This window comes from Limnohabitans sp. MMS-10A-178 (genome assembly GCF_003063375.1).
GTDB lineage: Bacteria > Pseudomonadota > Gammaproteobacteria > Burkholderiales > Burkholderiaceae_C > Limnohabitans_A.
In genome coordinates this window covers 424,943-445,209 of record NZ_NERY01000001.1, presented here as the reverse complement: position 1 = coordinate 445,209, position 20,267 = coordinate 424,943, and the positions used below count along the sequence as shown (strand labels likewise).

Below are 20,267 nucleotides of genomic sequence, written 5' to 3'. Positions count from 1 at the left end.
GAACCAAGGCGTCTCTGCAGTCGGGTCAGAGAACACTCAAAAAATTGGCTTTGAAGCTATTTTTTGGCTGTGCTCTGTAAGCACCAAAGGCTGGAGGCCCTTTTGGGACTCTCCAGCCTTGGACAAAAGTCGAATTACTTGAGTTCGACTTTGGCGCCGGCTTCTTCCAGCTTTTTCTTAGCGGCTTCAGCGTCAGCTTTAGAAGCGCCTTCTTTGACCGCCTTAGGAGCGCCGTCAACCATGTCTTTGGCTTCTTTCAAGCCCAAGCCAGTGATTTCACGAACCGCTTTAATGACGGACACTTTGTTTGCGCCGGCTTCGAGCAACATCACGTTGAATTCTGTTTGCTCTTCAGCAGCTGCAGCGCCACCACCGCCACCACCAGCAGCAGGTGCTGCCATGGCTGCGGCGCTCACGCCAAATTTCTCTTCGATGGCTTTCACCAAGTCGTTGAGTTCCAAGACCGTCATGCTGTCGAGCGCGGTCAAAAATGCGTCTTTATCAAATGCCATTTTTATTTCCTAACAATTATTTAAAAAAGGACTGCGCGATTACGCGGCAGCCGTTTCGCCTTTTTTGGCCGCCAATGCACCCAACACCACTGCGGTACGGGAAATTGGTGACTTCATCAAGCCGCACAACTGAGCCAACAACACATCTTTGGATGGGATGTTTGACAGTTGCTTAACGCCGTTGGCATCTAAAACTTTGCCTGAGATGGCACCACCGCGAATGACCAACTTGTCGTTGGTTTTCGCGAAGTCAGCGACTACTTTTGCAGCAGCCACAGCATCTACAGAGAAGCCATAGATCAGCGGACCGGTCATCTGATCAGCGACAACTTCAAACGAGGTTCCGGCAACAGCACGGCGGGCCAAGGTGTTTTTCAACACACTCAGGCTCACACCTTTGCTGCGTGCATCAGAACGCAGTTTGGTCATGTCAGTGACCGTGATGCCGCGGTATTCCGCAATCACCAGCGTTTGAGCTTTGGCGGCGAGGCTGGTCACTTCTGAAATGACCGCTTCTTTCTCACTGCGATTAAGACTCAAGGTCTACTCCTTTTGAATGAGCTTTTGAGCAATTGCGCTCTAGAGCTCGCCTAATTTCAGCGATCAACTGTTCAGGATTTTGTCCATCTGCAGCGGGATCGCCATCTGCGTTGGCTTTCACGATTAAGTGCATTGCTGCACGCCAACGGTCTTGGATGGCCTGAACTTGTTCCGAAGATTGGGTTCAGCCCACCACACTGAGTGAAGTGCCAGATTGCCCCAGCACTCCCCTCGGTTTTTCACGATCAAGCCGCGATGGATTGTGTGTCGACGCGAACGCCCACACCCATGGTTGAAGACACCGCCACTTTGCGCAGGTAAACACCTTTGCTGGTTTGGGGCTTGGCTTTGACCAAAGCATCGATCAATGCGGCCAAGTTGCCTTGCAACTTTTCAACATCAAATGAACGCAGGCCAATGGCGCCGTGCACGATACCGGCTTTGTCAACGCGGAACTGAACTTGACCGGCTTTGGCGTTTTTAACGGCAGTGGCCACGTCGGCAGTCACAGTGCCAACTTTGGGGTTAGGCATCAGACCACGTGGGCCCAAGATTTGACCCAAGGTACCCACAACGCGCATGGCGTCGGGGGCAGCAATGACCACGTCGAAAGGCATGTCACCAGCTTTGACTTGTGCAGCCAAATCGTCCATGCCCACCACGTCTGCACCAGCGGCGCGGGCTTCGTCAGCCTTAGCGCCTTGTGCAAACACGGCTACGCGTTTTGTTTTACCAGTGCCGTTAGGCAAGACCACGGCGCCACGCACCACTTGGTCAGATTTCTTGGCGTCAATACCGAGTTGCACGGCCACGTCGATAGATTCATCGAACTTGGCAGTGGCACACTCTTTGACCAAAGCCAATGCATCGGCTACGGCGTACAACTTGTTGGCGTCTACTTTGCCAACCAGTGCTTTTTGTTTTTTAGTTAACTTGGACATTTACACGCCCTCCACAGTCACGCCCATTGAGCGAGCAGAACCGGCGATGATGCGGACAGCAGCGTCCAAATCGGCGGCGTTCAAATCTTTCATTTTTGATTTTGCAATTTCTTCGAGCTGAGCGCGAGAAATCTTGCCAACCTTGTCGGCGTGTGGACGAGCAGAGCCCTTGTCCAACTTGATGGCCTTCTTGATCAAGGTGGTCGCTGGAGGCGTCTTGATGATGAAGGTGAAGCTCTTGTCGGCAAAAGCGGTAATGACCACAGGCAAAGGCAGACCTGGCTCAACACCTTGAGTCTGGGCGTTGAACGCCTTGCAGAATTCCATGATGTTCAAACCACGTTGACCCAATGCCGGGCCGATGGGGGGTGATGGGTTGGCCTTGCCAGCTGGTACTTGCAGCTTAACGAAGCCGACGATTTTTTTCGCCATGTTTAACTCCTAGTGGGTGCAAACGCTTGATGGTTGAGGTCAAGCTCCCCTGATTAACGACTCTTCTTTTTCAAACTTTTCTTGCGGAGTCGGGTCACAAGAAAAGAGGTTTACGTTTTCTCGACTTGACCAAACTCAAGTTCGACTGGTGTTGATCGACCAAAAATGGTGACCGCCACGCGCATTTTATTTTTCTCGTAATTGACTTCTTCCACGGTGCCATTGAAGTCGGTGAACGGGCCTTCTTTGACGCGCACATACTCGCCCACTTCAAACTCCACTTTGTGGCGGGGCTTTTCAGTGCCTTCCTGCATTTGGCTCACAATTTTGCGAACTTCATTTTCAGAAATAGGCGCAGGACGGTTTTTGGCACCGCCCACAAAGCCAGTGACTTTGTTGGTGTGCTTAACCAAGTGCCATGTCTCATCGTCCATGACCATCTCGACCAGCACATAGCCTGGGAAAAACTTGCGCTCCGTGGTGCGCTTTTGGCCGTTCTTCATCTCAACCACTTCTTCAGTGGGAACCAGAATACGACCAAACTTATTCTGCATCTCGGCGCGTTGAATGCGCTCAATGATGTTGCGCTCAACCGCCTTTTCCATGCCTGAATAAGCATGGACCACATACCACTTCAAATCCGGATTGGTGGATTCGCCTGCTTTAGGCGCGTTATCAACAGCGTCAGTCATTATTTTTTCCACCCCAAGATCAGATCGTAGAAAACCCACTCGAGCGTTTTGTCGGTGAGCCACAAGAACAACGCCATGACCACCACAAAGACAAACACGTATGCCGTGATCTGCATGGCTTCCTTGCGCTCTGGCCACACGACCTTTTTAACTTCGCGCACGGCATCTTGGCCGAAGGCGATGAACTGCTTACCCGTCTCTGAAAGCAAAAAGACCACCACGGCAGCGATCAAGCCCGCAATGAGTGCGCCCCATTGCGCCAAGGCGCCATGCTTGGAGAGCGCATAGAAAGCGGCCAAAGAAGCCACCACCAATGCAATGGCCAAGCCAAGCTTGAGCTTGTCAGCAGTGGAACCTACGGTTTGAACTTCAGAAGTTGCCATATTGGCTTACAGACCTTTTTTGAGCTCTTTCAAGCCCGACAAAAATACCTTGTCTTTTAGACGCCGAAGCCCGCCAGGTGATGGCGGGCTTGTTTTGCTCACCTTTTCAGGTGGCAGGGGCAGTAGGAATCGAACCTACAACCTTCGGTTTTGGAGACCGACGCTCTGCCAATTGAGCTATACCCCTTCAGCGCATAGAAAGACGCAAATTAAGCGAGGATCTTGGCCACAACGCCAGCGCCCACAGTGCGGCCGCCTTCGCGGATCGCAAAGCGCAGACCTTCTTCCATGGCGATCGGGTTGATCAGCTTCACAGTGATCGACACGTTGTCGCCTGGCATCACCATCTCTTTGCCTTCTGGCAATTCAATGGCGCCTGTCACGTCAGTTGTACGGAAGTAGAACTGGGGACGGTAGTTGTTGAAGAATGGCGTGTGACGACCACCTTCGTCTTTAGACAAAACGTAAATTTCGCCTGTGAAGTGTGTGTGTGGCTTGATCGAGCCGGGCTTGCACAGCACTTGGCCGCGCTGCACGTCTTCGCGCTTGGTGCCGCGCAGCAAAATACCCACGTTGTCACCGGCTTGGCCTTGGTCCAGCAACTTGCGGAACATCTCAACGCCTGTGCATGTGGTTTTTTGCGTATCAGCAATACCCACAATCTCAATCTCTTCGCCAACCTTGATGATGCCGCGCTCGATACGGCCAGTGACCACTGTGCCGCGACCAGAGATGGAGAACACGTCTTCCACTGGCATCAAGAATGCACCGTCAACCGCGCGGTCGGGTGTAGGAATGTAGGAGTCCAAAGCGTCTGCCAACTTCATGATGGCTTCTTCGCCCAAAGCACCCTTGTCGCCTTCCAAAGCCAGCTTGGCTGAGCCTTGAATGATCGGTGTGTCGTCGCCTGGGAAGTCGTACTTGGACAACAACTCGCGAACTTCCATCTCCACCAACTCGAGCAACTCGGCGTCGTCCACCATGTCGCACTTGTTCAAGAAAACGATGATGTAAGGCACGCCCACCTGACGAGCCAACAAGATGTGCTCGCGGGTTTGGGGCATGGGGCCGTCAGCAGCGGAGCACACCAAAATGGCGCCGTCCATCTGAGCCGCGCCAGTGATCATGTTCTTCACATAGTCGGCGTGGCCTGGGCAGTCAACGTGAGCGTAGTGGCGATTGGCCGTCTCGTACTCAACGTGCGCTGTGTTGATGGTAATGCCGCGGGCCTTCTCTTCAGGCGCTGCGTCAATTTGGTCATACGCCTTAGCAGCGCCGCCAAACTTGGCTGCCAACACGGTGGTGATAGCAGCTGTCAATGTTGTTTTGCCGTGGTCAACGTGACCAATGGTGCCAACGTTCACGTGCGGTTTTGTCCGCTCAAATTTCTCTTTTGCCATTTCTCGACTCCGAAAAAAACATTAAAACTCTGACTAAAAAACTGGTGCCCTTGGCGGGAATCGGACCCGCGATCTCCCCCTTACCAAGGGGGTGCTCTACCACTGAGCCACAAGGGCGATCTTGACTCAGCACAACAAGGCACTTTGTCCGCACTAAAACTGCACCCTCTTGTTAAAAACTGGAGCGGGAGACGGGAATCGAACCCGCGTCATTAGCTTGGAAGGCTAGGGTTCTACCATTGAACTACTCCCGCATTGTCTGCAGCAGAGTCAGGTACATCATCTAGGGAACAAGCCAAAGGCTGCCAAACCCCAGATGCGTTCATCTGATTCCAAACGCTCTTTGTTCTTAACAAGTTAAGTTTTGCTGGTGGAGGAGACTGGATTCGAACCAGTGTAGGCGTAAGCCAACAGATTTACAGTCTGCCCCCTTTAGCCACTCGGGCACCCCTCCTCAGCGAATCTGGGATTATGCCACTTTTTTCAAGGCCCCCGCAAGCTCGAAACAGGAAATTACCACCGGATTGGATTTTTCTTTTGACGCTCAAGCCAGTGGTTCACTTGACCAAAATGACCGCAGCCCATGAACGGCAATGGGGGTCGCAAAGCCGATAAAGGCGAGGGGTGATTGGCCTTTAAAACCAAATGCCGACCGTCGATGTTCAAGCTGTCAATGAGGCTTGCCTTGCCCTGAGCGTGCGCGCCCCACAACAAAAATGCTTTGGGTTCAGGGTGGGCTGCAATGCCTTGGATAATATTGTCAGTAAGTACTTCCCAACCCCACTTGCTATGACTGGCAGGCAATGACTGCTCAACCGTGAGCGCCGCATTGAGGAGCAAAACACCTTGCTCCGACCACCGCACCAAGCTGCCCGCTTGGGGGCCAGTGGGCATGGGAACACCCAAGTCTCGCTGAATCTCTTTGAAGATATTGCGCAGGCTGGGGGGAATTTTCTGACCCGGCCCGACAGAAAATGCCAAGCCCTCCGCTTGGTCAGGGCCGTGATAGGGGTCTTGACCCAAAACCACCACCTTCACATTTTCAAAAGGTGTGAGGGCAAAGGCCTTGTACACAGCTTGCGGGAAAAAAACTCGCCCAGCGGACAAGCCGGCACGCATTTTCTGGTCAAGCAACACGCCTGTGGGGCTGCGCCAAAAGTGGCCCAACAGTTCTTGCCAGCCTTGCGTGAGGACCTCCAGCTTTGGCGGCCAGTCGGCAGCCAGCAGCTGATTTGAAGGCTGAGCCACCTTCAGGGCATCGCCTGCAACATTGAACAAGTCGGATTGGCTCAGCCGCATTTTGGCTGTTGGCTTTCAGTGAAACAAGTCGGCCAGGGCTTGCCCCGGATCGTCTGCGCGCATGAAGGCCTCACCCACCAAGAAGGCATGGACATGGGCTTCACGCATTTTTTGCACATCGGTGGGCGACAAAATGCCGCTTTCCGTGATCAGAATGCGATCGGCGGGCACATCCTTCAACATGCCAAGCGTGGTGTCTAGGCTTACCTCAAAAGTGCGAAGGTTGCGGTTGTTGATGCCCACCAGAGGGGTTTTGAGTTTCAAAGCGCGACTCAGTTCGTCTGCATCATGCACCTCGACCAACACCGCCATGTCCAAACTGCGCGCAATGGCTTCCAGATCTTTCATTTGGGCATCGTCCAAACAAGCGGCAATGAGCAAGATGCAATCGGCGCCCATGGCGCGTGACTCGTAAACTTGATAGGGATCGACCATGAAGTCTTTCCGAAGCACTGGCAAGTCGCAACTGGCTCGGGCTTGTTTCAAATAGTCGGAGCTGCCTTGAAAAAACTGCACGTCGGTGAGCACAGACAAGCAGGCCGCGCCATGCTCTGCATAACTTTGCGCAATGTCTGCAGGCATAAAGTCTGCGCGCAACACGCCTTTGGACGGGCTGGCTTTTTTAATCTCTGCAATGACGGCCGCTTCTTGTGCCTCTATTTTTTGCCGAATAGCGCCCACAAAATCGCGCGTTAAAACTCGACTTTCAGCATCGGCTTTCACGGCTTCGAATGATTTCTTTTTGGCGGCCAGCGCAATCTCTTCGTGCTTGACGGCCACAATTTTTTTCAAAATATCGCTCATGTGGGGCTGCCTGATTTTTGGGTGAATGTCACAAACTGTTCCAACTTTTTCTGAGCGGCGCCAGACGCAATGGCTTCTCGTGCCAAAGCAATGCCCTCTTTGATAGTGGCTGCTACATTGGCTGCATACAAAGCTGCGCCCGCATTCAAGATCACGATGTCGCGCGCAGCGCCAACTTCGTTGTTCAAAACGCTGCGCAAAACAGCCTGCGACTCTTCAGGGGTTTCGACGCGCAAAGCCCGATTGCTCACCATCGGCATGCCAAAGTCTTCGGGGTGAATTTCATACTCAGAAATTTGACCATCTTTCAATTCGCCCACCAAGGTGGCTGCACCCAAACTGACTTCGTCCATGCCATCGCGGCCGTAGACCACCAGCGCGTGCTCTGCGCCTAAACGTTGTAAAGCTCGAATTTGAATGCCCACCAAGTCGGAGTGAAACACGCCCATCAAAATGTTGGGTGCGCTTGCGGGATTGGTTAAGGGCCCCAGAATATTGAAAATGGTTCTGACACCAAGCTCTTTGCGCACAGGTGCCACATTCTTCATGGCCGGGTGATGGTTGGGCGCAAACATAAACCCAATGCCCACCTCTTGCACGCACTGCGCAATTTTGTCAGGCGACAAATTGATGTTGGCGCCCAAACTTTCAAGAACATCGGCACTACCCGACTTGCTGCTCACACTGCGGCCACCGTGCTTGGCTGTTTTGGCGCCAGCAGCAGCAGCCACAAACATGGCGCAGGTTGAAATATTGAAGGTGTGTGAGCCATCGCCGCCAGTGCCCACGATGTCGACCAAGTGACGGGCGTCTGGCACATGAACCTTGGTGGAAAACTCACGCATCACTTGGGCTGCAGCGGTAATTTCGCCAATGGTTTCTTTTTTAACTCGAAGGCCTGTAATCAGCGCAGCCGTCATGACGGGAGACAACTCGCCATTCATGATCATGCGCATGATCTTGAGCATTTCGTCGTGAAAAATTTCGCGGTGCTCAATGGTTCTTTGAAGTGCTTCTTGTGGGGTGATGGGCATGTTGTTCTCTGAAAGTAAATTCAAGCGTTGAAGAATTGGCGAATGGCCGCAATGGCGCGATCAACCCCTGCACGATCGACATCGAGGTGCGTGACAAATCGAAGGCGGTACAAACCCGTCATGTCGATGCCCTCTTGCTTTAAATGCGCTTGCAAGGCAACGCCTTTGGCTTTGGCGCCGTCCACCAAGTCCACAAACAAGATGTTGGTTTGGGGAGTTTCAACTTGAAGTCCAGGAATACCAGACAAGCCTTGCGCCATGTACGCCATGAGTTGATGATCTTGAGCCAGTCGCTCTACATGGTGATCGAGGGCATAGGATGCGGCAGCCGCCATGAAGCCCGCTTGTCGCAAGCCGCCACCTGCCATTTTGCGAACGCGATGGGCTTTGGCAATTAACTCTTTGGTGCCGCACAAGGCAGAGCCCATGGGTGCGCCCAAACCTTTGCTAAAGCAAACAGAGACACTGTCAAAACACTGCGTGATGTTTTTCAGTTCGTCGTAGGGTGATGTGCCTGAAGCCGTGGCTTGGGCCACCGCCGCATTGAACAACCTGGCACCATCCAGATGTCGGGCCAAACCTTTTTGCTTTACAAAGGCACTGAACTCATTCAGGTAAGTTTGTGGCAAAACTTTGCCGCCCCATGTATTTTCCAAGGCCACCATTTTGGTCATTGCAAAGTGCGCATCATCGGGCTTGATTGCGGCTTCGATGTCTGAAAAGGACAAGCTGCCGTCGGGCTGCTGGGTGAGTGGCTGTGGCTGAACACTGCCAAACACGGCGGCGCCGCCACCTTCCCAGCGATAGCAATGTGCCATTTGGCCCACAATGTATTCATCGCCGCGTTGGCAGTGCGACAAAATGCCGCACAAATTACTTTGCGTGCCCGTGCTCATAAACAGCGCCGCCTCAAAGCCCAGCATCTTGGCAATTTTGTCCTGCAGCTCGTTCACGCTAGGGTCGTCTTTGTAAACATCGTCGCCCACCAACGCTTTGGCCATGGCTTCTCGCATGCCAGCCGTGGGGCGCGTGACCGTGTCGCTTCTCAAATCGACTCGAGACGATGTGGCCAAATGATTGGCCGTCTGTGTGCTTGCAGGTGTGCTTGCAGGTGCGCTTGCAGGTGCACTTGCAGATGAGCTAGCAGTTGAGTTCATGTCAATGGGCTTCCAAGAAGTTTTTCAGCATGGCATGTCCATGCTCAGTGAGAATCGACTCTGGGTGAAATTGAACACCTTCAATGGCCAAACTTTTGTGGCGCACTCCCATAATTTCACCATCGTCGGTCCAGGCTGTCACCTCCAATTCGGCAGGGCAGCTAGCACGCTCGATGGCCAGTGAGTGGTAGCGATTGACCGTGAATTTTTCTGGCAGATTTCTAAACACGCCCTGCTGCGTGGTGTGAATGACACTGGTTTTGCCGTGCATCAATTCTTGCGCTCGCACAATCTTGCCGCCGAAGGCTGCGCCAATGCTTTGATGGCCCAAGCACACCCCCAAGATGGGCAGCTTGCCTGCAAAGTGCTGAATGGCTGCCACCGATATGCCAGCCTCTGCGGGTGAGCAAGGCCCTGGCGAAATCACCAAGCGATCGGGTTTTCTTTGTGCAATGCCTTCGAGGCTAATTTCGTCATTGCGAAAGACTTCAATGTCTGCGCCCAGCTCACCAAAATATTGAACGATGTTGTATGTGAAAGAGTCGTAGTTGTCGACCATCAACAATTTGATTTTTGTCATGTCGGTTACTCCAAGCCTTCTTCCACCAACTCACTGGCGCGCAACAAGGCGCGCGCTTTGTGTTCGGTTTCTTTCCACTCCAACTCTGGCACAGAGTCGGCCACCACACCTGCTGCAGCTTGCACATACAAGACTTGATCTTTGATGATGCCCGTGCGAATGGCAATGGCAACATCCATGTCGCCCGCGTAGCTCAAATAACCACAAGCACCGCCATACACACCGCGCTTGGTGGGCTCCAATTTGTCAATCAGCTCCATGGCGTGCACCTTGGGTGCGCCGGTGAGTGTGCCCGCAGGAAACGTGGCCTTGAGCACATCCATGTTGGTCATGCCCTCGTTCAAAATGCCTTCCACATTGCTCACGATGTGCATCACATGGCTGTAGCGCTCGATGGCGAATGCTTCAGTCACTTTCACAGAGCCTATTTTGGCAATGCGGCCAATGTCATTGCGCGCCAAATCAATCAGCATCACGTGCTCGGCCCGCTCCTTAGGATCATTGACCAACTCGAGCTCAGCCGCTTTGTCTTTTTCGGGTGTGGCGCCACGTGGCCTTGTGCCTGCCAGTGGGCGAATGGTAACTTTCACGCCCTCTTCGGTTTGTTCTTGGCGCACCAAAATCTCGGGGCTGGCACCGACCACATGGAAGTCGCCAAAATTGTAGAAGTACATGTAGGGGCTGGGGTTCAAAGACCTGAGAGCACGGTACAAAGACAAGGGACTTTCGGTGTAACGTTTTTTGATGCGCTGTCCCACCTGCACTTGCATGAAATCGCCGGCCGCAATGAGTTCCTTGGCTTCCAACACGGCTTTCAAATAATCTTCTTTTTTGAAATCGCGTTCGGCAGGGTAGGTTTGTGTGGAGCTCAGCACCGGTGCACTGACCGAATACTTCAATTGCTCTTTCAATTCACGCAAACGCTTTTTGGCTTTGGAATAAGCTTCTGGCACGCCAGGGTCGGCATAGACCATCAAATAAAGTTTGCCCGACAAGTTGTCAATCACGGCCAACTCTTCACATTGCAGAAGCAAGATATCGGGCGTACCCAAGGTATCGGGCGGGCAAGATTTTTCGAGTTTCTTCTCGATATATCGCACAGCGTCGTAGCCAAAGTAGCCCGCCAAGCCACCGCAAAAGCGTGGCAAGCCAGGCCTGAGCGCCACCTTAAATCGCTTTTGATATTGCTCAATGAAGTCAAGCGGGTTGCCTGGTGCCGTTTCAACGACCACGCCGTCGGTCACCACTTCGGTGTGCGCTGCGCTGCCAAAGCCACGCGCCTGCAAAAAGGTGCGCGCTGGCAAACCAATGAAGCTGTAGCGACCAAATCGCTCGCCGCCCACCACAGACTCCAACAGAAAGCTGTGTTTGCCGCCATCTTTTTGATGGGCCAGCTTCAAATACAGCGAGAGTGGGGTTTCTAAATCGGCAAACGCCTCGAGCATGAGGGGAATGCGGTTGTAGCCTTGTTGGGCTAAGCTTTTAAATTCAAGTTCTGTGATCACGATCGAGGCTCCGTTTTTCTAGCCAGTTCATTCAAGCGTTCATGTGTGGGCATGAACCATTCTTTGACAACCAAGGGGCTGCCGGTTCTAGGCAAATTTAAACTGGCTGACGCCAAGACCAGGCTCCCCGGCTCAAAGTGGCCGGCAGCTGGACTGCGAAGAATGAATGAAACAAGATCATGAGGCCACCAGTGTACCAAAGCTCTGGCGGGTGTTCAAAGCAGAATTTCTGCCAGAGAGTCTAGGTGGTGATCGGCCTCCACCCCTCTGACGGGCAAGCCATGGTTGTAGCCATAGGTGAGCAGCACCACTTTGCAGCCCGCAGCGCGCGCCGCTTGCGCATCGTTGCTGGAGTCGCCCACCATCACAACCTGGTGCGGCGCAAAGCCCAGTGCCTCACAGGTTTTGAGCAAGGGCAAGGGGTCGGGTTTCTTGCGTTCAAAGGAGTCTCCGCCAAAAACCAGCGGGAAAAATTCGGCCAAACCTTTTTGTTGCAGCAGCTTTTGCGCCAAATCTTTGGGTTTGTTGGTCAAACATGCCAATGGCAAGCCCTTGGCTACCAAACCTTGGAGCCCTTGCAAAACACCCGGATAAACAGCACTGGCCTGTCCATTCACGCGCTGATAATGGGCTTGGTAAATTTCCCAAGCTTGATGCAACTGTGCCTCGGAGGGTTGCGCTATTTCGCCAATGTGCTGTTGGGCATACTCTGCCGAAGGCATTTGCCGCTGAAGCACACACTGAATGAGATATTCAGAACCCTTGCCAACCATGCCCTCTAGGTGCTCGCGCCCTAAGGGTGGCAAACCCAAATCTTGAAGCATCAAGGCCACCACCGCTTCAAAGTCACCCATGGTGTCGACCAAGGTGCCATCGAGGTCAATCATGCAGGCTTGCACCTGCATGCCCAGCAACTTAGCCACCCTTCAATTCCTGGCGCATGGCTTGAATGACTGCCGCGTAATCGGGTTTGCCAAAGATGGCACTGCCCGCAACAAAGGTGTCGGCGCCGGCATCGGCCACACGGCGAATGTTGTCGACCTTGATACCGCCATCCACCTCAAGGCGAATGTCTTTGCCTGAGGCCTCGATCCATTTGCGAGCCATTTCCACTTTGCGCAATGCGCTGTCAATGAAACTTTGGCCGCCAAAGCCTGGGTTGACCGACATGATCAAAATCAAATCGATGTCTTCAATGACCCACTCCAAGACATCAAGCGACTGGGCGGGGTTGAACACCACGCCCGCCTTGCAACCCTTGGATTTGATGGCCTGAACGCTTCGGTGCACATGCGCCGATGCATCGGGGTGAAAGCTGATGAGGTCGGCGCCGGCATCGGCAAAAGCGGCGGCCAATGCGTCTACAGGTTGCACCATGAGGTGAACATCAATGGGCACGTCTTTGCCATCGGCCGTTTTGGCATGGGGCTTGAGCGCCTGGCAAATCATGGGGCCGAACGAGAGGTTGGGCACGTAATGGTTGTCCATCACGTCAAAGTGAATCCAGTCGGCGCCGGCAGCAATGACGTTGCGCACTTCTTCGCCCAAGCGAGCAAAATCGGCTGACAAGAGTGAGGGGGCAATGCGGTAGGTGGTCATGGCCGAATTGTCGCATTTTGCGGCCCTTCATTGCAGCGAAGTGTTTTTTCTTTGGCTTATTCTTGCGCTTATTCTCCCGCTTTTTCTTCCGCCAATTGTTGAGGTTATGCTTGAGCTTATGGGCGAGTTTGATCTGATAGAAACCTTCTTCAAGCGCCCCCCGCGCCATGCCACGCTGGGGGTGGGTGATGACTGCGCGCTGCTAGCCGTCAAATCTGGGCAGCAGTTGGCCATTTCCAGCGACATGCTGGTGGAGGGGCGTCACTTTTTATCGACCGTGAGCCCCGCACACTTGGGGCACAAAGCACTGGCCGTCAATTTAAGCGACTTGGCTGCATGTGGTGCCGAGCCCAAAGCTTTCTTGCTGTCGTTGGCCTTGCCCGAAGTACAGCCGCAGTGGTTGGCAGAGTTTTCCAAAGGCCTGTGGGCATTGGCAGACCTTTACCAATGCGATTTGATTGGGGGCGACACCACCCGCGGGCCGCTGAATATCTGCATCACCGTCATGGGCGAAGTGCCTGCATATCAAGCACTGTTGCGCCGTGGCGCCCAAGTGGGAGACGACATTTACGTCAGTGGCCATTTGGGAGATGCGCGCTTGGCTCTGGAAGTTTTTCGAGGCCATTTGAGTGTGCCGCAATCGGTTTTTGACACCGCGCGCCTGCGCATGGAAAAGCCCACGCCCCAAGTGGCGCTGGGCATGGCGTTGCGAGGACTGGCTCACGCGGCGGCTGACATCAGCGATGGCTTGCTGGGCGACTTGCAACACATTTTGAAGGCCAGTGGTGTGGGTGCTGAAATTCACATTGCCCAAGTGCTCAGCACCATGGCTTGTGCCAAGAGCTCTGGCTTGCCAGAAGAGGTTTTGCTGCCCCTTTGTCTGTCGGGTGGTGATGATTACGAATTGGTTTTCACAGCGCCAGAGCACCAACGCGGCGCCATCGTGGCCGCCAGTGAGGCGGCCAGCACCCATGTCACGCGCATTGGCAAGATCATCGCATCGCCCCAACTGACATTGTTAGACAGTCAGGGCAGTTCGGTGGCCAATACCTTCTCTTCTTTTGACCATTTCAAAACACCATGAGACCCGATGCTGGTTTTATGTTTCGTCATCCGGCCCATTGGGTGGCACTGGGCTTTGGTGCGGGCCTTTCGCCCAAAGCACCCGGCACAGTGGGTACGCTGTGGGCTTGGCTCAGTTGGTGGGCGCTGCAAGATTTTTTCACTCAGAAAGAGCAATTTGCAATCATTGTGATCGCCAGTTTGGTGGGCGTTTGGGCTTGCAAGGTATGCGCTGAGAATTTAAACATTTCAGACCCTGGTGCCATTGTTTGGGACGAGGTGGTGGCCTTTTGGTTGGTGCTGTTCGTGCTCTCTCCTGCCAGCTTTAGCACCCAGTTGATGGCCTTTGCCTTGTTTCGTTTTTTTGATGCGGCCAAGCCTGGCCCTGTAGCCTGGGCCGATCAATTGTTCAAAGGATTTGGTTGGCGCGGCGCCTTTGGCATTTTGTTCGATGACTTTGTTGCCGCGTTCTGTACGCTGTTTTGTTTTGCACTTTGGAGAGCATGGTGACACCCCACATAGAAACCCTTTGTGCATCGCTAGCCCAAGTTTTAGGGGCTCGACAGCTCAGCCTGTGCACTGCAGAAAGTTGTACTGGCGGCTTGATTGCTGCCAGTTGCACCCAATTGTCGGGTTCAAGCGCTTGGTTTGAGCGCGGTTTTGTGACTTACTCCAATGCCTCTAAGCACCAGATATTGGGTGTGCCAATGGCCCTCATTGAAGCTCATGGCGCTGTGAGTGAAGAGGTTGCCAGGGCCATGGCCTTGGGAGCTTTGGCACATTCAAGTGCCCAACTCAGTGTGGCCGTGACTGGGGTTGCAGGCCCCACGGGCGGCAGTGAAAGCAAGCCTGTGGGCACTGTGTGGCTGGCTTGGGCTTGGCGCGATGCGCATCAGCAAACCCCTCACCAAACCCAACAGCAAACTCATTGCCAAACTTTGCTGAAACACTTTAAAGGCACACGTTCTGAAGTTCGATTTGCCACCACCGAGCTGGCATTGTCGGAACTGACTCAGATTGCTGAAAATGTCTTTTCTTAAATTTTCTTAAACTTTTATTAAGCGAGCGGCCAAAAAAATACCCACCGAAGTGGGTATTTTTCAATGTGCAACAAGGCGTTTGCCTTGGCTTCATTTGGTTGCGGGGGCCGGATTTGAACCAACGACCTTTGGGTTATGAGCCCAACGAGCTACCAGACTGCTCCACCCCGCGGTAAAAACGTGAGTATAACTTGTTAATCAGCTTTAATACTTAAGAATGAAAAATTAAAGCTGAAATCAAACCATTGATTAAGCGGCAGGCGCTTGATCGGCCACATCAGGACGGTCGACCAACTCGACCAAAGCCATGGGCGCATTGTCACCCACACGGTAGCCCATTTTCAAGATGCGTGTGTAACCACCGGGGCGCGCATTGAAGCGAGGGCCGAGGTCTGTGAACAACTTGGTGACGCTGTCGCGGTCGCGCAAGCGGTTGAAAGCCAAGCGGCGGTTGGCCACTGTGTCAACTTTGGCCAAAGTAATCATGGGCTCAATGACGCGGCGCAATTCTTTGGCCTTTGGCACTGTTGTTTTGATCACTTCGTGCTCAATGATGGAGTTCATCATGTTTTGCAGCATTGCCAAGCGGTGTGAGCTTGTGCGATTGAGTTTACGTAATCCGTGTCCGTGACGCATGGTGCTAGTCCTTTCTTTATTAATCAAGCAGCCGTATCAGGTACTGCCCGTGCACTGCCCACTTCTTTCTTGCAAGTGGGACTTTTAAAAATTAACGCTTTTCCAAACCGGCAGGTGGCCAGCTCTCGAGCTTCATGCCCAATGTCAAACCACGTGAGGCCAAAACTTCTTTGATCTCGTTGAGTGACTTGCGACCCAGGTTAGGGGTCTTGAGCAATTCGTTTTCGGTACGCTGAATGAGGTCGCCGATGTAGTAAATGTTTTCTGCTTTGAGGCAGTTGGCAGAGCGAACAGTGAGTTCGAGCTCGTCGACTGGGCGCAGCAAAATTGGATCGAAGCTGCTGGCACCACCGCGCTGTGCAGGTGCGTCGAATGCAGACAATTCGCTGCCTTCGAGCTGTGCGAACACAGCCAATTGCTCAACCAAAATTTTGGCAGAAGAACGCACTGCGTCTTCGGCGGTAATGGCACCGTTGGTTTCCATTTCGATGACCAACTTGTCGAGGTCGGTACGCTGTTCAACACGCGCGCTTTCGACTGTGTAGCTGACGCGCTTCACAGGTGAGAAAGAGGCATCGAGAACAATGCGGCCAACAGACTTTGTAGGCTCGTCGGCAAAACGGCGCATCGAACCGGGCACATAGCCACGGCCTTTTTCAACCTTGATTTGCATGTCGAGTTTGCCACCTTGAGACAGGTTGGCAATGATGTGCTCAGGGTTGATGACTTCAACGTCGTGCGGTGTTTGGATGTCGGCGGCAGTGACTGGGCCTTCGCCGTCTTTGCGCAAGCTGAGCGTCACTTCGTCACGGTTGTGCAGTTTGAAAACCACACCTTTGAGGTTCAACAAGATGTTGACCACATCTTCTTGCACGCCATCAATGGATGAGTACTCGTGAACAACACCGGCAATAGTGACTTCGGTGGCGGAATAACCCACCATGGAAGACAACAAAACGCGGCGCAAGGCATTGCCCAGCGTATGGCCGTAGCCACGCTCGAAGGGCTCCAAGGTGACCTTGGCGCGGTTGGGGCCGAGTTGTTCGACTTGGATGGCTTTGGGTTTCAACAGATTGGTTTGCATTCAGACTTCCTCTCAATACCCCCGGTCCGTTACACCGGTAAGGCTGATGAAGCACCCAAGCTGCGATGCGACGCAGCGAGGGAACGATTGAAACAAGATGAAATTAGCGTGAATACAATTCAACGATCAATGATTCGTTGATGTCAGACGCAAATTCATCACGATCAGGAGACTTCTTGAAGACGCCTTCTACTTTTTCGATGTTGACTTCAACCCAAGCTGGCATGCCAACTTGTTGAGCCAATTGCAAAGCTTCCAAAACACGTGTTTGTTTTTTGGATTTTTCGCGAACTGCCACCACATCGCCAGCTTTGACGAGGTAGGAAGGAATGTTCACTGGTTGGCCATTGACCGTCACAGCTTTGTGAGAAACCAATTGACGTGATTCAGCGCGTGTAGAGCCAAAGCCCATGCGGTAGCAAACGTTGTCCAAGCGTGACTCGAGCAAGCTCAAGAGGTTGGAGCCGGTGTTGCCTTTGCGACGGTCGGCTTCGGTGAAATAGCGGCGGAACTGCTTCTCGAGCACACCGTACATGCGTTTCACTTTTTGCTTTTCACGCAATTGCAGACCGTAGTCTGATGTACGCTGACCTGAAGTGCGGCCGTGCTGGCCGGGCTTGCTGTCAAATTTAGACTTGTCTGCGATAGAGCGGCGTGCGCTCTTCAAAAACAGGTCTGTGCCTTCACGGCGGGATAGTTTGGCCTTAGGGCCTAGGTAACGTGCCACTTGATCTTCCTTTTCTGTCAACTACCGCATGAGACATGCGGGAGCCATTGCCAACACGGCAATGGCGGTGGGCTTTGAAATTAAATACGGCGACGCTTTTGAGGGCGGCAGCCATTGTGTGGCATGGGTGTGACGTCTGCAATCGAAGTGATGCGGATGCCCAAGGCGCCCAATGCACGAACTGAAGACTCGCGACCTGGGCCGGGGCCTTTGATCTCGACGTCGAGGTTCTTGATGCCTTGCTCAATGGCAGCACGACCAGCTACTTCGGAAGCAACCTGAGCTGCAAACGGTGTTGACTTGCGTGAACCTTTGAAACCTTGACCACCTGATGAAGCCCATGACAACGCATTGCCTTGGCGATCAGTGATGGTGATGATGGTGTTGTTGAACGAGGCGTGCACGTGTGCAATGCCGTCGGCAACGTTCTTGCGAACTTTTTTGCGCACGCGTTGTGCGGCGCTATTGGATGGGGCTTTTGCCATAGTGGTCTCTCAATCCCTGTTATTTCTTCAAGCCTGCAGCGCCTTTGCGCGGACCCTTGCGAGTGCGAGCATTGGTGCGAGTACGCTGACCACGCATGGGCAAACCACGGCGGTGGCGGAAACCACGGTAGCAACCAATGTCCATCAAACGCTTGATGTTCATGGTTGTTTCGCGACGCAAGTCACCTTCAATGGTGATCAATGCGATTTGATCGCGAATTTTTTCCAGGTCGCCATCCGTCAGATCTTTGATCTTTTTGGAATAAGCAATGCCTGAAGCCTCGCAAATTTTGCGAGCGCGGGTGCGACCGATACCAAAGATAGCTGTCAAGCCAATTTCGGTATGCTTGTGCGGCGGAATGTTGATGCCAGCGATACGTGCCATTTTCGTCCTCTAATAACTCTTGCAATCAGCCTTGACGCTGCTTATGACGTGGGTCTGTGCAGATGACACGAACCACGCCCTTACGGCGAATGACTTTGCAGTTGCGGCAAATTTTTTTGACCGAAGCCGAAACTCTCATTTCATTTCTCCTAAAACTCTTTTATCTATCAATTCAATCACAGCGTTGTTTTGAAGTTCGCCTTTTTGAGGAGCGAGTCATACTGCTGAGACATCATGTAGTTCTGAACTTGTGCCATGAAATCCATGGTCACCACAACAATGATCAGAAGTGAGGTGCCGCCAAAATAGAACGGCACGTTGTACTTCAAGATCAGGAATTCGGGCAAGAGACAGACAAAGGTGATGTACACGGCACCGGCCAATGTCAAGCGCACCAAAATCTTGTCAATGTATTTGGCAGTGTGGTCACCGGGACGAATGCCGGGGATGAACGCACCACTCTTCTTGAGGTTGTCGGCCGTTTCGCGGCTGTTGAACACCAAGGCTGTGTAGAAAAAGCAGAAGAAAATAATGGCAGCTGCATAGAACATCACATAGATCGGCTGACCTGGTGTGAGTGTAGAGGCCACATCTTTCATGAACAACACCACTGGGTTGCTGGACTCGCCAGAGCTGAACCAGTTGATCACCGTGGCCGGCAACAAAATGATAGAAGACGCGAAGATGGGGGGAATGACACCCGCCATGTTGAGCTTCAGGGGCAGGTGTGACGATTGACCGCCATACACCTTGTTGCCCACCTGACGGCGAGCATAGTTGACCAATATTTTGCGCTGGCCGCGCTCAACGAAGACCACAAAATAAGTGACCAACATCACAACCACGATGATGAAGATGGAAACCAGAGGGCCCATGGCGCCTGTGCGAACCAACTCCAACAAACCACCGATAGAGCTTGGCAGTCCTGCAGCAATACCAGCAAAAATAAGAATAGAAATACCGTTGCCCAAACCGCGCTCGGTAATTTGCTCGCCCAACCACATGAGGAACATGGTGCCCGCAGTCAAACTCACAACGGCTGTCATGCGGAAACCAAAACCGGGGGCAATGACCAAGCCTGCAGAGGCTTCCAAGGCCATGGCAATGCCCAGCGACTGGAACAGCGCCAAGCCCAAGGTGCCAAAGCGGGTGTACTGAGTAATTTTGCGACGCCCTGCTTCGCCCTCTTTCTTGAGCTGCTCGAATGCAGGCAAGACATAGGTGAGCAATTGCATGATGATGGACGCAGAGATGTAAGGCATGATGCCCAACGCGAACACTGTGAAGCGCGACAAGGCACCACCAGAGAACATGTTGAACAAACTCAGGATGCCGCCCTGCTGACCATTGAAGAGTTGTTGCAGTTGTGCGGGGTCAATGCCTGGAACAGGAATGTGCGCACCCACACGGTAAACCACCAGGGCGAACAACAAGAAGACGAGACGGCGACTCAAGTCTCCGTACTTGCCTTTGTTTGCTGTTGTTGCGCTAGTGACCACTGCTTATCTCTTTTGAAACGTTGTAAATTCTTGGCCGATTAGGCCAAAGATCCGCCAGCAGCTTCAATGGCTGCTTTCGCACCTGCTGTTGCGCCAATGCCAGTCAACTTGACAGCCTTGGTTAACGCGCCGGTTTTAACGACCTTGACCACTTTGGCCAACTCGCCAACCAAGCCAGCTTGCTTGAGTGCCAACAAGTCAACTTCGGGCAAGCCGAGTTTGTCGAGGGCAGTCAATGTGACTTCGGCGTTGAACTTCAAGAGTTGAGACTTGAAGCCACGCTTGGGCAGACGACGCTGCAAAGGCATTTGACCGCCTTCGAAACCAACTTTGTGGTAGCCGCCTGAACGAGATTTTTGACCTTTGTGGCCACGACCAGCGGTTTTACCCAAGCCTGAACCAATGCCACGGCCAACGCGACGCTTGGCGTGTTTGGCGCCAGCTGCAGGTTTAATACTATTGAGTTCCATC

General features: G+C 53.1%; 26 protein-coding genes and 5 tRNA genes. 3 read left to right on the top strand and 28 right to left on the bottom strand.

Features of this window, described 5'->3' with window-relative positions; all coding sequences use genetic code 11:
* Positions 1 to 134: 134 nt before the first annotated feature.
* From rplL to rpe, 19 genes are all read right to left on the bottom strand, one after another.
* Complete coding sequence (rplL, locus tag B9Z32_RS02215; RefSeq protein WP_108419739.1) at positions 135 to 512, bottom strand: 50S ribosomal protein L7/L12; 378 nt, start codon at positions 510 to 512, stop codon at positions 135 to 137.
* Between the two features lie 39 nt (positions 513 to 551).
* Positions 552 to 1,052 (bottom strand): 50S ribosomal protein L10, encoded by a 501-nt coding sequence (gene rplJ, locus B9Z32_RS02210; protein WP_108419738.1) that lies wholly within the window; start codon positions 1,050 to 1,052, stop codon positions 552 to 554.
* Between the two features lie 245 nt (positions 1,053 to 1,297).
* Entirely contained in the window at positions 1,298 to 1,993 is a 696-nt protein-coding gene (gene rplA / locus B9Z32_RS02205; protein WP_108419737.1) for a 50S ribosomal protein L1, read from the bottom strand.
* Positions 1,994 to 2,425 (bottom strand): 50S ribosomal protein L11, encoded by a 432-nt coding sequence (gene rplK, locus B9Z32_RS02200; RefSeq protein WP_108419736.1) that lies wholly within the window; start codon positions 2,423 to 2,425, stop codon positions 1,994 to 1,996.
* A 110-nt stretch (positions 2,426 to 2,535) separates the two neighbouring features.
* Positions 2,536 to 3,117, bottom strand: a complete 582-nt coding sequence (nusG, locus tag B9Z32_RS02195; RefSeq protein WP_108419735.1) for a transcription termination/antitermination protein NusG — start codon at positions 3,115 to 3,117, stop codon at positions 2,536 to 2,538.
* Positions 3,117 to 3,500, bottom strand: a complete 384-nt coding sequence (gene secE, locus B9Z32_RS02190) for a preprotein translocase subunit SecE (protein WP_108419734.1) — start codon at positions 3,498 to 3,500, stop codon at positions 3,117 to 3,119. The genes nusG and secE overlap by 1 nt, the downstream gene beginning before the upstream one ends.
* Before the next feature lie 111 nt (positions 3,501 to 3,611).
* Positions 3,612 to 3,687: transfer RNA gene (locus B9Z32_RS02185), tRNA-Trp, on the bottom strand.
* Between the two features lie 22 nt (positions 3,688 to 3,709).
* Positions 3,710 to 4,900, bottom strand: a complete 1,191-nt coding sequence (gene tuf, locus B9Z32_RS02180; RefSeq protein WP_108419633.1) for an elongation factor Tu — start codon at positions 4,898 to 4,900, stop codon at positions 3,710 to 3,712.
* A 42-nt stretch (positions 4,901 to 4,942) separates the two neighbouring features.
* Positions 4,943 to 5,017 (bottom strand) — tRNA-Thr (locus tag B9Z32_RS02175).
* 63 nt (positions 5,018 to 5,080) lie between these two features.
* A tRNA-Gly gene (locus B9Z32_RS02170) sits at positions 5,081 to 5,154 on the bottom strand.
* Positions 5,155 to 5,268: 114 nt separating this feature from the next.
* A tRNA-Tyr gene (locus B9Z32_RS02165) sits at positions 5,269 to 5,354 on the bottom strand.
* A gap of 59 nt (positions 5,355 to 5,413) precedes the next feature.
* Positions 5,414 to 6,199, bottom strand: coding sequence for a uracil-DNA glycosylase (locus tag B9Z32_RS02160; protein ID WP_108419733.1), 786 nt, complete (start codon positions 6,197 to 6,199; stop codon positions 5,414 to 5,416).
* A gap of 15 nt (positions 6,200 to 6,214) precedes the next feature.
* Positions 6,215 to 7,003, bottom strand: coding sequence for an indole-3-glycerol phosphate synthase TrpC (gene trpC, locus B9Z32_RS02155; protein ID WP_108419732.1), 789 nt, complete (start codon positions 7,001 to 7,003; stop codon positions 6,215 to 6,217).
* A complete protein-coding gene (trpD, locus tag B9Z32_RS02150; RefSeq protein ID WP_108419731.1) occupies positions 7,000 to 8,037 on the bottom strand; it encodes an anthranilate phosphoribosyltransferase in 1,038 nt (345 codons plus the stop codon). The genes trpC and trpD overlap by 4 nt, the downstream gene beginning before the upstream one ends.
* A 20-nt stretch (positions 8,038 to 8,057) precedes the next feature.
* The gene (ltaE, locus tag B9Z32_RS02145) at positions 8,058 to 9,194 is read right to left on the bottom strand and encodes a low-specificity L-threonine aldolase (RefSeq protein ID WP_108419730.1); all 1,137 of its coding nucleotides are present in this window, start codon (positions 9,192 to 9,194) and stop codon (positions 8,058 to 8,060) included.
* A gap of 1 nt (position 9,195) precedes the next feature.
* The gene (locus B9Z32_RS02140) at positions 9,196 to 9,774 is read right to left on the bottom strand and encodes an aminodeoxychorismate/anthranilate synthase component II (protein WP_108419729.1); all 579 of its coding nucleotides are present in this window, start codon (positions 9,772 to 9,774) and stop codon (positions 9,196 to 9,198) included.
* A gap of 5 nt (positions 9,775 to 9,779) precedes the next feature.
* Positions 9,780 to 11,279: an anthranilate synthase component I gene (gene trpE / locus B9Z32_RS02135; protein ID WP_108419728.1), complete on the bottom strand. Its 1,500-nt coding sequence runs from the start codon at positions 11,277 to 11,279 to the stop codon at positions 9,780 to 9,782.
* Positions 11,280 to 11,494: 215 nt separating this feature from the next.
* On the bottom strand, positions 11,495 to 12,184 hold the full coding sequence (locus tag B9Z32_RS02125; RefSeq protein ID WP_108420933.1) for a phosphoglycolate phosphatase: 690 nt from the start codon (positions 12,182 to 12,184) through the stop codon (positions 11,495 to 11,497).
* A 10-nt stretch (positions 12,185 to 12,194) separates the two neighbouring features.
* On the bottom strand, positions 12,195 to 12,878 hold the full coding sequence (gene rpe, locus B9Z32_RS02120; protein WP_108419726.1) for a ribulose-phosphate 3-epimerase: 684 nt from the start codon (positions 12,876 to 12,878) through the stop codon (positions 12,195 to 12,197).
* Positions 12,879 to 12,996: 118 nt separating this feature from the next.
* Between rpe and thiL the strand changes: the two genes are divergently transcribed.
* The 3 genes from thiL to B9Z32_RS02105 are packed head-to-tail and all read left to right on the top strand — an operon-like array spanning position 12,997 to position 14,980.
* Complete coding sequence (gene thiL, locus B9Z32_RS02115) at positions 12,997 to 13,962, top strand: thiamine-phosphate kinase (RefSeq protein ID WP_108420932.1); 966 nt, start codon at positions 12,997 to 12,999, stop codon at positions 13,960 to 13,962.
* A 17-nt stretch (positions 13,963 to 13,979) separates the two neighbouring features.
* A complete protein-coding gene (locus tag B9Z32_RS02110) occupies positions 13,980 to 14,450 on the top strand; it encodes a phosphatidylglycerophosphatase A (RefSeq protein ID WP_369909317.1) in 471 nt (156 codons plus the stop codon).
* Positions 14,444 to 14,980, top strand: a complete 537-nt coding sequence (locus B9Z32_RS02105) for a CinA family protein (RefSeq protein WP_108419724.1) — start codon at positions 14,444 to 14,446, stop codon at positions 14,978 to 14,980. The genes B9Z32_RS02110 and B9Z32_RS02105 overlap by 7 nt, the downstream gene beginning before the upstream one ends.
* Before the next feature lie 95 nt (positions 14,981 to 15,075).
* On the opposite strand, the gene B9Z32_RS02100 is transcribed toward B9Z32_RS02105, so the two are convergent.
* From B9Z32_RS02100 to rplO, 9 genes are all read right to left on the bottom strand, one after another.
* A tRNA-Met gene (locus B9Z32_RS02100) sits at positions 15,076 to 15,152 on the bottom strand.
* 77 nt (positions 15,153 to 15,229) lie between these two features.
* On the bottom strand, positions 15,230 to 15,616 hold the full coding sequence (gene rplQ / locus B9Z32_RS02095; RefSeq protein ID WP_108419723.1) for a 50S ribosomal protein L17: 387 nt from the start codon (positions 15,614 to 15,616) through the stop codon (positions 15,230 to 15,232).
* A 91-nt stretch (positions 15,617 to 15,707) separates the two neighbouring features.
* The gene (gene rpoA, locus B9Z32_RS02090) at positions 15,708 to 16,700 is read right to left on the bottom strand and encodes a DNA-directed RNA polymerase subunit alpha (protein WP_108419722.1); all 993 of its coding nucleotides are present in this window, start codon (positions 16,698 to 16,700) and stop codon (positions 15,708 to 15,710) included.
* Positions 16,701 to 16,803: 103 nt separating this feature from the next.
* A complete protein-coding gene (gene rpsD / locus B9Z32_RS02085) occupies positions 16,804 to 17,427 on the bottom strand; it encodes a 30S ribosomal protein S4 (RefSeq protein ID WP_108420931.1) in 624 nt (207 codons plus the stop codon).
* An 80-nt stretch (positions 17,428 to 17,507) separates the two neighbouring features.
* Entirely contained in the window at positions 17,508 to 17,912 is a 405-nt protein-coding gene (gene rpsK, locus B9Z32_RS02080) for a 30S ribosomal protein S11 (protein ID WP_055359588.1), read from the bottom strand.
* Positions 17,913 to 17,931: 19 nt separating this feature from the next.
* Positions 17,932 to 18,297, bottom strand: a complete 366-nt coding sequence (gene rpsM / locus B9Z32_RS02075; protein WP_028820149.1) for a 30S ribosomal protein S13 — start codon at positions 18,295 to 18,297, stop codon at positions 17,932 to 17,934.
* A 25-nt stretch (positions 18,298 to 18,322) separates the two neighbouring features.
* The gene (gene rpmJ / locus B9Z32_RS02070) at positions 18,323 to 18,436 is read right to left on the bottom strand and encodes a 50S ribosomal protein L36 (RefSeq protein ID WP_028820150.1); all 114 of its coding nucleotides are present in this window, start codon (positions 18,434 to 18,436) and stop codon (positions 18,323 to 18,325) included.
* 37 nt (positions 18,437 to 18,473) lie between these two features.
* Positions 18,474 to 19,796 (bottom strand): preprotein translocase subunit SecY, encoded by a 1,323-nt coding sequence (gene secY / locus B9Z32_RS02065; RefSeq protein WP_108419721.1) that lies wholly within the window; start codon positions 19,794 to 19,796, stop codon positions 18,474 to 18,476.
* A gap of 38 nt (positions 19,797 to 19,834) precedes the next feature.
* The gene (gene rplO, locus B9Z32_RS02060; protein WP_108419720.1) at positions 19,835 to 20,266 is read right to left on the bottom strand and encodes a 50S ribosomal protein L15; all 432 of its coding nucleotides are present in this window, start codon (positions 20,264 to 20,266) and stop codon (positions 19,835 to 19,837) included.
* Between the last annotated feature and the right edge of the window lies 1 nt (position 20,267).

What these genes read in the sequence shown, in the direction of transcription:
- rplL (WP_108419739.1), bottom strand. Translation starts at nt 512, where the DNA reads ATGGCATTTGATAAAGACGCATTTTTGACCGCGCTCGACAGCATGACG.
- rplA (WP_108419737.1), bottom strand. Translation starts at nt 1,993, where the DNA reads ATGTCCAAGTTAACTAAAAAACAAAAAGCACTGGTTGGCAAAGTAGAC.
- rplK (WP_108419736.1), bottom strand. Translation starts at nt 2,425, where the DNA reads ATGGCGAAAAAAATCGTCGGCTTCGTTAAGCTGCAAGTACCAGCTGGC.
- nusG (WP_108419735.1), bottom strand. Translation starts at nt 3,117, where the DNA reads ATGACTGACGCTGTTGATAACGCGCCTAAAGCAGGCGAATCCACCAAT.
- secE (WP_108419734.1), bottom strand. Translation starts at nt 3,500, where the DNA reads ATGGCAACTTCTGAAGTTCAAACCGTAGGTTCCACTGCTGACAAGCTC.
- tuf (WP_108419633.1), bottom strand. Translation starts at nt 4,900, where the DNA reads ATGGCAAAAGAGAAATTTGAGCGGACAAAACCGCACGTGAACGTTGGC.
- B9Z32_RS02160 (WP_108419733.1), bottom strand. Translation starts at nt 6,199, where the DNA reads ATGCGGCTGAGCCAATCCGACTTGTTCAATGTTGCAGGCGATGCCCTG.
- trpC (WP_108419732.1), bottom strand. Translation starts at nt 7,003, where the DNA reads ATGAGCGATATTTTGAAAAAAATTGTGGCCGTCAAGCACGAAGAGATT.
- trpD (WP_108419731.1), bottom strand. Translation starts at nt 8,037, where the DNA reads ATGCCCATCACCCCACAAGAAGCACTTCAAAGAACCATTGAGCACCGC.
- ltaE (WP_108419730.1), bottom strand. Translation starts at nt 9,194, where the DNA reads ATGAACTCAACTGCTAGCTCATCTGCAAGTGCACCTGCAAGCGCACCT.
- B9Z32_RS02140 (WP_108419729.1), bottom strand. Translation starts at nt 9,774, where the DNA reads ATGACAAAAATCAAATTGTTGATGGTCGACAACTACGACTCTTTCACA.
- B9Z32_RS02125 (WP_108420933.1), bottom strand. Translation starts at nt 12,184, where the DNA reads ATGCAGGTGCAAGCCTGCATGATTGACCTCGATGGCACCTTGGTCGAC.
- rpe (WP_108419726.1), bottom strand. Translation starts at nt 12,878, where the DNA reads ATGACCACCTACCGCATTGCCCCCTCACTCTTGTCAGCCGATTTTGCT.
- thiL (WP_108420932.1), top strand. Translation starts at nt 12,997, where the DNA reads ATGGGCGAGTTTGATCTGATAGAAACCTTCTTCAAGCGCCCCCCGCGC.
- B9Z32_RS02110 (WP_369909317.1), top strand. Translation starts at nt 13,980, where the DNA reads ATGTTTCGTCATCCGGCCCATTGGGTGGCACTGGGCTTTGGTGCGGGC.
- B9Z32_RS02105 (WP_108419724.1), top strand. Translation starts at nt 14,444, where the DNA reads ATGGTGACACCCCACATAGAAACCCTTTGTGCATCGCTAGCCCAAGTT.
- rplQ (WP_108419723.1), bottom strand. Translation starts at nt 15,616, where the DNA reads ATGCGTCACGGACACGGATTACGTAAACTCAATCGCACAAGCTCACAC.
- rpoA (WP_108419722.1), bottom strand. Translation starts at nt 16,700, where the DNA reads ATGCAAACCAATCTGTTGAAACCCAAAGCCATCCAAGTCGAACAACTC.
- rpsK (WP_055359588.1), bottom strand. Translation starts at nt 17,912, where the DNA reads ATGGCAAAAGCCCCATCCAATAGCGCCGCACAACGCGTGCGCAAAAAA.
- rpsM (WP_028820149.1), bottom strand. Translation starts at nt 18,297, where the DNA reads ATGGCACGTATCGCTGGCATCAACATTCCGCCGCACAAGCATACCGAA.
- rpmJ (WP_028820150.1), bottom strand. Translation starts at nt 18,436, where the DNA reads ATGAGAGTTTCGGCTTCGGTCAAAAAAATTTGCCGCAACTGCAAAGTC.
- rplO (WP_108419720.1), bottom strand. Translation starts at nt 20,266, where the DNA reads ATGGAACTCAATAGTATTAAACCTGCAGCTGGCGCCAAACACGCCAAG.